The 11,298-nt window shown below is 59.5% G+C and carries 10 protein-coding genes; 8 read left to right on the forward strand and 2 right to left on the reverse strand.

Going from position 1 to position 11,298, the window contains the following annotated elements:
• On the reverse strand, positions 1–1,012 hold a 1,012-nt coding region (locus AC2FND_RS17995; protein WP_496771159.1), incomplete at its 3' end, for an aldolase/citrate lyase/malate synthase family protein.
• A 207-nt stretch (positions 1,013–1,219) separates the two neighbouring features.
• Between AC2FND_RS17995 and pepN the strand changes: the two genes are divergently transcribed.
• From pepN to AC2FND_RS18030, 7 genes are all read left to right on the forward strand, one after another.
• A complete protein-coding gene (pepN, locus tag AC2FND_RS18000; protein ID WP_496771160.1) occupies positions 1,220–3,772 on the forward strand; it encodes an aminopeptidase N in 2,553 nt (850 codons plus the stop codon).
• A complete protein-coding gene (locus AC2FND_RS18005) occupies positions 3,769–4,197 on the forward strand; it encodes a hypothetical protein (RefSeq protein WP_496771161.1) in 429 nt (142 codons plus the stop codon). The genes pepN and AC2FND_RS18005 overlap by 4 nt, the downstream gene beginning before the upstream one ends.
• Before the next feature lie 129 nt (positions 4,198–4,326).
• On the forward strand, positions 4,327–5,586 hold the full coding sequence (locus tag AC2FND_RS18010) for a hypothetical protein (protein ID WP_480506276.1): 1,260 nt from the start codon (positions 4,327–4,329) through the stop codon (positions 5,584–5,586).
• 81 nt (positions 5,587–5,667) lie between these two features.
• Positions 5,668–7,179, forward strand: coding sequence for an Asp-tRNA(Asn)/Glu-tRNA(Gln) amidotransferase subunit GatB (gatB, locus tag AC2FND_RS18015; RefSeq protein ID WP_496771162.1), 1,512 nt, complete (start codon positions 5,668–5,670; stop codon positions 7,177–7,179).
• A 147-nt stretch (positions 7,180–7,326) separates the two neighbouring features.
• On the forward strand, positions 7,327–8,583 hold the full coding sequence (gene pepT / locus AC2FND_RS18020) for a peptidase T (protein ID WP_496771163.1): 1,257 nt from the start codon (positions 7,327–7,329) through the stop codon (positions 8,581–8,583).
• 80 nt (positions 8,584–8,663) lie between these two features.
• A complete protein-coding gene (locus tag AC2FND_RS18025) occupies positions 8,664–9,095 on the forward strand; it encodes a DUF4177 domain-containing protein (protein WP_496771164.1) in 432 nt (143 codons plus the stop codon).
• Positions 9,096–9,256: 161 nt separating this feature from the next.
• Positions 9,257–10,333 carry a PLP-dependent cysteine synthase family protein gene (locus tag AC2FND_RS18030; protein ID WP_496771165.1) on the forward strand — a complete coding sequence of 359 codons (1,077 nt, stop codon included), beginning with the start codon at positions 9,257–9,259 and terminating at the stop codon, positions 10,331–10,333.
• Positions 10,334–10,342: 9 nt separating this feature from the next.
• Here AC2FND_RS18030 and AC2FND_RS18035 read toward each other — a convergent pair whose 3' ends face one another.
• Entirely contained in the window at positions 10,343–10,597 is a 255-nt protein-coding gene (locus AC2FND_RS18035; protein WP_209597754.1) for a BolA family protein, read from the reverse strand.
• A 106-nt stretch (positions 10,598–10,703) separates the two neighbouring features.
• Between AC2FND_RS18035 and AC2FND_RS18040 the strand changes: the two genes are divergently transcribed.
• Positions 10,704–11,298, forward strand: a 595-nt coding sequence (locus AC2FND_RS18040) for a J domain-containing protein (RefSeq protein ID WP_496771166.1), incomplete at its 3' end; no start/stop codon positions are given.

An 11,298-nucleotide genomic window follows, 5' to 3' on the forward strand; every position in this document is an offset into this window, starting at 1 on the left:
GGTTCGTCATCAGGTGGCCGACATTCCGCACCAGCATCAGCGAACGACCCTTCAAGGTCGCCTGCTCACCTGTCGGTGTGGTGAAGGTCAGATCCTCTGCCAGCTTGCGGGTAAATGTGGTGTCGCCCTTGGTGACGTCTTCGGTCAGATCACCCTTCATCAGGCCCAGCCAGTTGCCATAGGCCACGACCTTATCCGCTGCATCAACACAAGCGACCGAGTCCTCGCAGTCCATAATCGTTGAAAGGGCTGATTCCAACCGGACATCCGCGATACCTGCGGGATCAGAGGCGCCGATGGCGCCAGTCGGATCGATCATGATCTGAATATGCAGGCCATTGTTTTTCAGAAGCACAAAATCCGGCTTGTCTGCCGCGCCACCGAAACCAACAAATTGAGCAGGGTTTGCCAGTGCCGGGGAAAGAACACCTTCTTCAACATGCAGTCCCGACACCTTGGCCCAAGACCCACCCGCCAGAGGCACGGCGTCATCCAGAAAGGCTTTTGCCCAGGCTATCACCCGCGCACCGCGCGCCGCATCATACCCACCACCTGTTGGCAGATCGCCTATCGCATCGGTGCCATAAAGCGCATCATACAGGCTGCCCCATCGCGCGTTCGCCGCGTTCAGCGCAAAGCGCGCGTTGGTGATCGGCACAACCAGCTGCGGGCCCGGCGTCAGCGCAATCTCGGGGTCGACATGTGTCGTGTCGATCTGAAACCCGTCGCCTTCCTCGACCAAATAACCGATTTCCTTCAGAAAAGCCCGATAGTCAGTGGGATCAATGCTCTGACCCTCGCGCGCAATATGCCAGCTGTCGATGCGCCCTTGAATCTCGGCGCGCTTGGCCAGAAGCGCGCGGTTCTTCGGCCCCAGTTCAGACACCAGTCGCGCCAGACCCGCCCAGAAATCCTGCGCCGACACACCCGTACCCGGCAATGCCCGCGTCTCGATAAACTCTGCCAGTATTGGATCGATCTGCAGCCCGCTCAGGGTTTGTCTGCCACTCATCTTCCTGCTCTCCCGCGATTGTGTGCCGTTGTATGCGTAAGTGACTTAGGCCGAAAGTTTCCGATAGGCAACTTTCGACTTTGCGTTAGGGTTGTTCGGATCGAAGGGAAGCTGTTTCAAAAACAACAAGGGAATGGCGGGGGCCAGTTGCAGCTCTGGAACGATGCCCCTAACGTCGCGCCAGACACGAACCGATGCGAGGCCCCCATGCGCGACGCTGCCCCCACCACGATCTTCCTGAAAGACTACACTCCGTTTGGTTATCTGCTGGACAGCGTGCACCTGACCTTCGATCTGTCGGCACATGCAACGCGGGTCACGTCGCGTATCGCGTTTCGTCCAAATCCCGACGCGACCGATCGCACCTTTTTCCTGCACGGCGAAGATCTGAACCTGATCCGCGCGTCCATCAACGGATCCGAAGTTTCGCCTGACGTCACGGACAAGGGCCTGACCGCCGATGTTCCCGACGCCCCGTTCCTCTGGGAAGCCCAAGTTGAGATCGATCCGGGTAACAACACGGCGTTGGAGGGGCTTTATATGTCGAACGGCATGTATTGCACCCAGTGCGAGGCGGAAGGTTTCCGCAAGATCACATATTACCCGGATCGCCCCGATGTCATGTCCACCTTCACCGTGCGCATCAATGGCGACCTGCCGGTTCTTCTGTCGAACGGCAACCCCTCGGGCAAGGGCGAAGGATGGGCCGAATGGACCGACCCGTGGCCCAAGCCTGCTTATCTGTTTGCGCTTGTCGCTGGGGAACTTGTGGCCCATCCTGATCGGTTCACCACCAGATCAGGCCGGGATGTTGAGTTGAACCTGTGGGTGCGTCCGGGGGATGAAGGCAAGTGCGCCTTCGGTATGGAGGCGCTGAAGAAGTCCATGAAATGGGACGAAGATGTCTATGGCCGGGAATACGATCTGGACGTCTTCAACATCGTCGCCGTCGATGACTTCAACATGGGAGCGATGGAAAACAAGGGGCTGAACATCTTCAACTCGTCGGCTGTTCTGGCCAGTCCTGAAACCTCGACCGATGCCAATTTCGAACGGATCGAGGCGATCATCGCGCATGAGTATTTTCACAACTGGACAGGCAACCGCATCACCTGCCGCGACTGGTTCCAGCTGTGCTTGAAAGAGGGGCTGACCGTCTTCCGCGATGCACAGTTCACATCCGATATGCGCTCGGCCCCCGTAAAGCGCATACACGACGCCATCGACCTGCGCGCGCGGCAATTCCCCGAGGATAACGGCCCGCTCTCGCACCCGGTCCGGCCCGAAAGCTTTCAGGAGATCAACAATTTCTACACGGCCACCGTTTACGAAAAAGGTGCCGAAATCATTGGCATGCTAGAGCGGCTGGTCGGGGATGAGGCCTATGCAAAGGCGCTGGACCTCTATTTTGACCGCCATGACGGGCAGGCCTGCACGATCGAGGATTGGCTGAAAGTGTTCGAAGACACCACAGGCCGCGACCTGACCCAGTTCAAACGCTGGTACAGCCAGTCGGGCACACCGCGTTTGACCGTATCTGAAGATTGGGCCGACGGGACCTATACCCTGACGCTGAAACAGCGCACCGATCCCACACCGGGTCAGGCAGAGAAGCTGCCCCAGGTGATCCCGGTCGCCGTTGGCCTGCTGGGGCCAAACGGGGATGAGGTCCGTGCGACCGAAGTGCTGGAACTGACAGAGGCCGAGCAGAGTTTTCAGTTCACAGGGCTTGCGACAAGACCCACCGCCTCGATCCTGCGCGATTTCTCGGCACCGGTCATTCTGGAACACGATCATTCAAGCGCCGAACGCGCGTTTCTGCTGGCGCATGACACAGATCCGTTCAACCGCTGGCAGGCTGGCAGATCGCTGGCGCAGGACACCTTGCTGCGGATGATCTTGGACGAGGCAACCCCGGACGCCGATTACCTTGACGGGCTGCAGGCCGTGTTGCGCGACGACACGCTGGACCCGGCCTATCGCGCCTTGATGCTTGGGCTGCCGACGCAATCCGAACTGGCTGCGGCATTGCATGAACACGGTCAAACGCCCGATCCGATGGCAATCTGGTCGGCGGTCGAAACGCTGCGGCAAGCCACGGCACAGCATGTGCAGGATCTGCTGCCCCGCCTGCACAGCGAGGCGTTGGTTGATGGCCCCTACAGCCCGGATGCCCAGCAATCCGGAAAGCGCGCCCTTGGCAGTGCGGCACTGGCACTGACCTCTCGGCTGGACGGAGGGGCAATGGCGGCCACTGTGTATGCCAAAGCGGATAACATGACCCTGCAACTGACAGCCCTGTCCTGCCTGCTGCGCGCCCGCAAGGGCGAGGTGCAGCTGGCCGCCTTCTATGACCAATGGCATCATGACCGGCTGGTCATGGACAAATGGTTTGGCTTGCAGGTGACCATGGCCGCACCCGAGGCGACACCGGAAACGGCGAAGGCATTGACCGGGCATCCTGATTTCAACTGGAAGAACCCGAACCGGTTCCGCGCTGTCATGGGCGCGCTGGCGATGAACCACGCGGGGTTCCACCAGTCGGATGGCGCCGGGTACAGCCTGCTGGCTGGTTGGCTGATCCGCCTTGATCCTGTGAACCCGCAAACCACGGCACGGATGTGTTCTGCCTTCCAGACCTGGAAACGGTACGACACCGGGCGTCAGAACCTGATGCGCGCGCAGCTTTCTCGCATTGCGGAAACGCCGAACCTGTCGCGCGACACGACGGAAATGGTATCCCGTATCCTCGGCGCATGACACCCTACAGCTTTACCCGCCGCAACCGGAACACACGAACACTGGTCATTCTGGCCAGTGTCTACATGGCACTGCTGGCGCTGCTCATCCTGTTCGACGCGGCTTGGTGGGTTGTCAGTCTGCTGTCTCTGGCCACCCTCCCAGCGCTATGGGACGTGATCCAGAATACCAGCGCAGGCGTGCAGCTGGACCGGGATGCCGTACGCTGGTTCACGGGCAATCGGCAGGGCGATATCCCAATGCGGGATATCGACCATTTCCGATTTGACACCCGGTGGGACTTTTCCGTTCGCGTATCCATCGTCCTGAAATCCGAGAAACGAATCCGGCTGCCAGATGAGTCTCTGCCACCGCATCGGAATCTGGAAACCATTCTAAAACAGGCAGGTTTTCGCGTAGACCGTCATCATTTCACTGTTTTCTGAAACACTGCGTGATCTACGGGCTCATTGGACACAAAAAACAAAGTTTATTAAGCAAATTACTTGAATTGAACCCAAGACCTCGCCAGAATTCGGACTCAGTTAAGTGTTTTTACAGTTTTGAGTTTTACCATGTTTCGGTCGATAAGGGCGCTGTTTGCCCAGCCTTCATCCAATCCCACGGACGCCTCAGAAGATCTGTGCGCAACGAAATCTGCGCTGGCCGCTGCCCTGCCTGAACATGGGCAGCTCAACATTCCTGTTGCAACGTCGAATTGCGACAATCTGATTGGACATTCTACAATCGAACATGGGCGCTATCTGGCCAGACAGGATCGCTGGACCGAGTTGTCCGACGAAATGCGTGCAGCGGATCAGGATCGTGCTGCCGTGTCGGATGGTATGCCGATTGCCGATCTTTTGGCGTTCGGGGCCCGATCTGACGTGGTTCTGGCTGCGGAACATGCGCTGTCGGACGGCAAGGCCATATCTGACTACGATTTGCTGGGTGGTATTTCGGAACTGGAAGGCGAGTTGTCAGACAATCCCGGCGATCCGATGATCGCTGCTGTTGTGGCGCTGGCCCATATCGATCTGGCCTGGGCTTGGCGCGGGAACGCCACGGACACGGCCTTGCCGCCCTTGCACCGCTCGCGATGCGCCGCTCATTTCGACCGGGCCGCTGCAATCCTTCCCAAATGCAAGGCGGATGCACCGGACAGCCCTCTGATTGCGGCCGCCGGTTGTGCCCTGTTGGCCGGGCAGCGCAAGTCAAACGCCCGCGTTGCCGATGAGTACGAGCGCCTGATCACACTGGACCCGCGCAATCAGCGTCACATGCGCGCGATGGGCAGCCACCTTTTGCCCCGGTGGTTCGGCAGCTACGCAGAACTGGAATTGCAAGCCTTGCGCAATGCCGTCCGGACACAGGATGTCTGGGGCGCAGGTGGATATACGTGGGTGCAATTCGATGCCATCGCTTTGGACGAAGAGGCCTGCGCGCAGGTCGATGTCGAATATTTCCTTGAAGGATTGCGCGATATCGTAGGTTTGCGCCCTGACCAACAGATGATCAATATGTTGTCGGCCTATTGTGCAATCACCATTCAGAATGGTCGCGGGCTGAACGAAAAGGCAGACAATGTCCGTGCCCATATGCGCGACACCGCAAACTGGCTGATCCGCGATCACCTGACCGAGCTTCACCCCCTGATCTGGGCCCATGCCGCCAACGGGTTCAACAACTCTGTCCGCATCAACTCGCCCGAGCGGTTTGCTGCGCGCGGTCAGCGCGACGCGCTGCGCGCCATCTCGGATTTGTTCCGGGATGAACTGCGCAGCGGCAAGGATGTAACCTTCACACCGTCCGGTCTGCAGTTTTCCAAGAACTGAACGCGTCAGGATTCCCCCTTGCCCCTAGGCCCTGCCGGGCCTAATACGCAGGTTTAGACTTCTGCGGAAATGAGGCGCGCCATGCTCGACCTGACATACGAAATGCCCAAACCCAAAACCATTGCCGGGGCCAAGCACGATTGGGAACTGGTGATCGGGATGGAGGTGCATGCGCAGGTGTCATCCAATGCCAAGCTGTTCTCGGGCGCGTCCACAAAATTCGGGGCCGAGCCGAACTCGAACGTGGCTTTCGTGGATGCGGCAATGCCGGGAATGCTGCCGGTGATCAACGAGTTCTGCGTGGAACAGGCAGTGCGCACCGGGCTGGGCCTGAAGGCGGATATCAATCTGAAATCGGCCTTTGACCGCAAGAACTATTTCTACCCTGACCTGCCGCAAGGTTACCAGATTTCCCAGCTTTATCATCCCATTGTGGGCGAAGGCGAGGTTCTGGTCGAGATGGGTGACGGCACTGCGCGCATGGTTCGCATTGAACGCATCCACATGGAACAGGACGCCGGCAAATCGATCCACGACATGGACCCGCACATGTCCTTTGTCGACCTGAACCGGACCGGTGTTTGCCTGATGGAGATCGTCAGCCGCCCTGATATTCGCGGGCCGGAAGAGGCCGCTGCATACATTGCCAAGCTGCGTCAGATCATGCGCTATCTGGGCACCTGTGACGGCAACATGCAGAACGGCAACCTGCGGGCGGATGTGAACGTCTCGATCTGTATGCCGGGCGCGTATGAGAAGTATCAGGAAACACAGAACTTTTCGCATCTAGGCACCCGTTGCGAGATCAAGAATATGAACTCGATGCGGTTCATCCAGCAAGCCATTGAGGTCGAAGCCCGCCGCCAGATCGCTATTGTCGAAGCCGGTGGCAAGGTCGAGCAGGAAACCCGCCTGTATGATCCGGACAAGGGCGAAACCCGGTCGATGCGGTCCAAGGAAGAAGCGCATGATTACCGCTATTTCCCCGATCCCGACCTGCTGCCGCTGGAGATCGAACAGGCATGGGTGGACGATATCGCCGCCCATCTGCCAGAGCTTCCTGACGACAAAAAAGCGCGCTTTATCAGTGAGTTCGGCCTGACCGACTATGACGCCTCGGTACTGACTGCCGAAGTTGAATCGGCGGCCTATTTCGAAGAAGTCGCGCAGGGCCGCAATGGCAAACTGGCCGCGAACTGGGTGATCAACGAGCTGTTCGGACGTCTGAAAAAAGAAGACCACGACATCACGGAGTCGCCGGTTTCTCCGGCGCAGCTGGGTGGGATTATCGACCTGATTTCCTCTGATGCTATCTCGGGAAAGATCGCCAAGGACCTGTTTGAAATCGTCTATACCGAAGGCGGTGACCCGGCGCAGATCGTCGAGGATCGCGGGATGAAACAGGTCACCGACACCGGTGCGATCGAGGCCGCACTGGACGAGATCATCGCGGCCAATCCGGCCCAGGTCGAAAAGGCCAAGGTAAACCCCAAGCTGGCTGGCTGGTTCGTGGGTCAGGTGATGAAAGCCACCGGCGGCAAGGCCAACCCGAAGGCCGTTAACGATTTGGTCAGCAAGAAGCTGAGTTCCTGAACCTTACATTTTGTACAAGCCTGCCAGTGGCAATTGTCAGGTTTGTACAATCAGATTTCCACGATTTCTTAAGAAATGGGGTCAGCTCATCGGCTTGACTTCGCCCGTGATTGCACCCTTTCTTCCGCCCCAGAGAGGTGAGGTATCATGCAGAACAGATTTGATCAGGAACTCGAAGATCGGCTGGTGCGTTACGCGGCGATCGACAGTCAGAGCGACGAGACCTCGGCGACCACGCCGAGCACCCCGATACAGTTCGACATGCTGAACCTGCTGAAGCAGGAACTGACCGAGATCGGCGCTAGCGATGTGACGCTGACGGGTGACAGCGTGGTCGTCGCGACCATCCCTGGCACCGCACCCGGCCCGACGGTAGGCTTTCTGGCGCATGTGGATACGGCCCCCCAGTTCAATGCAACGGGCGTCAAGCCGCGGGTGATCAAGGGATATAACGGTGGTGACATTTCCTTTCCGGATGACCCGGATCTGGTGCTGTCCCCGGACGAGAACCCCTATCTGGCCGAGAAGATCGGACATGATCTGATCACGGCATCGGGCACCACCCTGCTCGGCGCGGATGACAAGGCCGGGGTGTCGATCCTGATGACCATGGCCCGGCATCTGATCGAAAACCCGGATATTCCGCACGGCCCTATCCGCATTGCCTTTACCCCGGATGAAGAGATCGGGCGCGGCGTTACCGAACAGCTGCCCAAGGATCTGGGGGCGGATTTCGCTTATACGCTGGACGGTGCCGAAGTGGGCGAGATCGAATATGAAAGCTTTTCTGCCGACCGTGCCGTGATCCGGATCGAGGGGGTATCGATCCACCCCGGACTGGCCAAGGACAAGATGGTGAACGCAGCCCATCTGGCGGCGAAGATCGTGCAGACCTTACCGCAGGCCACCATGACACCCGAAACAACCGATGGCCGCGACGGGTTTATTCATGTCACCGACATGAGCGGTGGATCGTCCGAGATGCAAATCAAGCTGATCCTGCGCGATTTCGAGATGGAGGGCCTTGAGGCGCAACGTGACATCGTACGGCAGGTCTGTGCCGCCGTGCAGGCCACGGAACCGCGCGCGACCATCACCTGCGACATCAGCCACCAATACCGGAACATGCGCTATTGGCTGGAAAACGACATGACACCGGTTGATCTGGCGCGCGACGCCTGCCGCGAGCTGGGGATCGAGCCGCTGTCGGTCCCGATCCGCGGCGGCACCGACGGGTCGCGCCTGACCGAGTTCGGCACCCCCTGCCCCAACCTGTTCACCGGAATGCAGTGCATTCACGGGCCGCTGGAGTGGATATCGGTACAGGACATGGCAGTGGCGACCGAGCTGTGCCTGTCGGTTGTGACCAAGGCGGCACAGGCTGGCGGCAATAATCAGGGCTGAAAACCGCCGGTCGGGCGACGGCTCTTTCACCCGGGGGTCAGCGTGGTAAGTTGGCGTGAACAGGTATTTAGGAACACTTGATGCAGCTTTTTGAATACAAGGTCGTCCCCGCGCCGCAAAAGGGCGTGAAAGCCAAGGGCGTGAAAACGGCCGAGGGCCGCTTTGCGGTCTCGGTCGAACAGGTTCTGAACCAGATGGCGCAGGACGGCTGGGAATACCAGCGCGCCGAGCTGCTGCCCAGCGAGGAACGCTCGGGCCTGACCGGATCGACCACAAACTGGCGCAATGTGCTGGTGTTCCGGCGGGCCGTGGCCGAGGAAGTCGATGCGTCGGTGATCGGAGACGTACCCGAGTTTGACAACACCCCGTTGGCCCAACCGATCCCCGGCCCCGGTATGGTGGCCGCGCCGAAACCAATCTCGGAAGAAGCGCATGAGCCGCCTTTGTCGTTGAAAAGCCGGGACCAGGTTGGCCAGGACACGGACACCGCGGGCGACAAGAAAGACGCCTGAGACGGATCAGGGTTTGACGTGCGGTTACACCTGCAACACGGTGTGCACCGCAGTTTGAGCAGCCCGCCCGCGGGCAGATTTGGCGCTGCGGGCGCGATATGTGCTTATCAACCCAGCGAAATCTGTGGCATGTTAACCAGACAACCGGGAGGGATTTTGAAATGGGTATTCGGCAGACACAGGGGCGGGCACGCCTGTATGACAGCATCCTTGATACAGTCGGCGACACGCCCTGTATCCGGGTCAACCGGATCGCGCCGGAGCATGTGACCGTTTATGTCAAGTTCGAAGCATTCAACCCGGCGGGGTCGGTCAAGGACAGGCTGGCGCTGAACATCATCGAGGCGGCAGAACGGGATGGGCGGCTGAAACCCGGTCAGACGGTTGTCGAGGCGACATCGGGCAATACCGGGATCGGGCTTGCCATGGTCTGTGCGGCCAAGGGATACCCGCTGGTTGTGACGATGGCCGAAAGCTTTTCGGTCGAGCGGCGCAAGCTGATGCGCTTTCTGGGCGCGAAGGTTGTTCTGACCCCCAAGGCGCAGAAGGGGTTCGGAATGTATACCAAGGCCAAGGAACTGGCCGAGGAAAACGGATGGTTTCTGGCCAGCCAGTTCGAGACCGCAGCCAATGCCGATATTCACGAGAACACGACCGCGCGGGAAATCCTTGCGGATTTCGAAGGCAAGCAGCTGGATTACTGGGTGACGGGTTATGGCACCGGCGGCACGGTCGCCGGGGTGTCGCGAGTGTTGCGAAAAGAGCGGCCCGATACGAAAATTATCCTGACCGAACCAGCTAATGCCGCCATCGTGTCGTCAGGCTATGTGAACACGCGCAACCACGATCACCAGCCCACCGAAAGCCACCCCAATTTTGAGCCGCACCCGATTCAGGGCTGGACGCCGGATTTCATTCCATGGGTCCTTCAGGAAGCCATCGACAACGCCTATTACGACCAGCTGATCCCTGTTCCGGGGCCGCAAGGGATTGAATGGTCGCGCCGCCTTGCCTCGGAAGAGGGGATATTCACCGGCATCTCGGGCGGGTCGACCTTTGCGGTGGCGATGAAACTGGCCGAAACCGCAGCGCCGGGATCCGTCATGCTGGTGATGCTGCCGGATACGGGCGAGCGTTATCTGTCGACGCCTCTGTTCGAGGGGATCGAAGACGTCATGACGGATGAGGAATATGCGATCTCGGCCTCGACCCCGTCGGCACAGATGAGCGCTGAATAAGGCGCAGCGTCAGGTTCCGATATCCAGCGCCAGCGCGTGGATGCGGGGCACGATGTCGCCCAGCGCCTTGTGCACGGCCCGGTGGCGGGCGACACGGGATTGACCGGCGAATGCGGCGGCGCGGATGCGGACGTTGAAATGGCTTTCGCCGCCTTCCCTGTGGCCTGCATGGCCGCGATGGCTTTCGCTGTCGTCGATCACGTCAAGTTCATGCGGGTCAAAGGCGGCTTGCAGGCGGGTTCGGATTTCGTCGGTCACGCTCATTTTTTTGCTCAGCGGCAAAATTTTTGCCGCCCCCCTCTTCTACTTTCGGCTGCTTAGACTAAACTGCTGCCTCCGAGTCGAAAAGATGCGTTCGTGAGGATTGAGCATGGCGAAATCAGACCCCTTCGGATTCGATATGTCCGTTTCCAGCGCCAAGAAAAAGAACCCGCGTGGGCGCCGGGGCATGTCGGGCGCGTCCGAGACCTCGGTCCGGATCTGCGATCACGACGGGTGTGAAGAGCCAGGCAAGTTCCGCGCCCCCAAGGCACCGGATGTGCTGGATGACTATTTCTGGTTCTGCCAGCAGCACGTGCGCGAGTATAACCAGAAGTGGAATTTCTTCGACGGCACCACCGAGGCCGAGCTGAACGCGCAACGCTCGAAGGACAAGGTTTGGGAACGTGAGACCAAGCCGATGGGAGACCCCGAGGCGCGCGCTTGGGCCCGTCTGGGCATTGAGGACCCGCATCAGGTACTGGGCGCCAACAGCACGCAGAACAAGGGGCGCACCTCGGGTGGAGGTGGACGTCGCCTGCCCCCTACTGAACGCCGCGCAATCGAGATTCTGGAGGCCAATGACAGCTGGACCAAGGCCGAAGTGCGCAAAGCTTACAAGAAGCTGATCAAGGTGTTGCACCCGGACATGAACGGCGGCGACCGGTCGCAGGAAGAGCAGCTGCAAGAGGTCGTCTGGGCCTGGG

Source organism: Ruegeria sp. BHSB056, assembly GCF_059613305.1.